The sequence below is a fragment of the Parafrankia sp. EUN1f genome (assembly GCF_000177675.1).
Classification (GTDB): Bacteria; Actinomycetota; Actinomycetes; order Frankiales; family Frankiaceae; genus Parafrankia.
The window spans coordinates 1-626 of the sequence record NZ_ADGX01000393.1 but is presented as its reverse complement, the minus strand read 5'-3'; the positions used below and the strand labels follow the sequence as shown (position 1 = coordinate 626).

The window sequence follows — 626 nt, the reverse complement described above, 5'->3', positions numbered from 1 at the left end:
GGGGTCGTATGCGACGCAGATGGCCCTGCGGGGTGGTGCGATTCCGGTGTGTGTGGTGTCGTCGCCGGCGAAGGCGGAGATCTGCCGGTCGATGGGTGCGGAGCTGGTGATCGACCGGGCGGCGGAGGGGTATCGGTTCTGGTCGGATGAGAACACGCAGGATCCGCGGGAGTGGAAGCGGTTGGGGGCGCGGATCCGGGAGCTGACGGGTGGGGAGGATCCGGACATCGTGTTCGAGCATCCCGGTCGGGAGACGTTCGGGGCGTCGGTGTTCGTGACGCGTAAGGGCGGGACGATCGTGACGTGCGCGTCGACGAGTGGGTTCATGCACGAGTACGACAACCGGTATCTGTGGATGAGTCTGAAGAGCATCGTGGGGTCGCATTTCGCGAACTATCGGGAGGCGTGGGAGGCGAACCGGTTGGTGGCGCGGGGGTTGATCCATCCGACGTTGTCGAAGGTGTATCCGTTGGAGGAGACGGGGCAGGCGGCGTTCGATGTGCATCGCAACGCGCATCAGGGCAAGGTCGGGGTGTTGTGTCTGGCACCGGAGGAGGGGCTGGGCGTTCGTGACGAGCAGACCCGGGCTCGGCACCTGACGGCAATCAACCGCTTCCGCGGCGTGT

1 protein-coding gene is annotated in these 626 nt (G+C 65.8%); it reads left to right on the top strand.

The window, feature by feature from the left end; translation table 11 throughout:
* On the top strand, window positions 1-626 hold a 626-nt coding region (locus tag FREUN1FDRAFT_RS39285; protein WP_006546030.1), incomplete at both ends, for a zinc-binding dehydrogenase.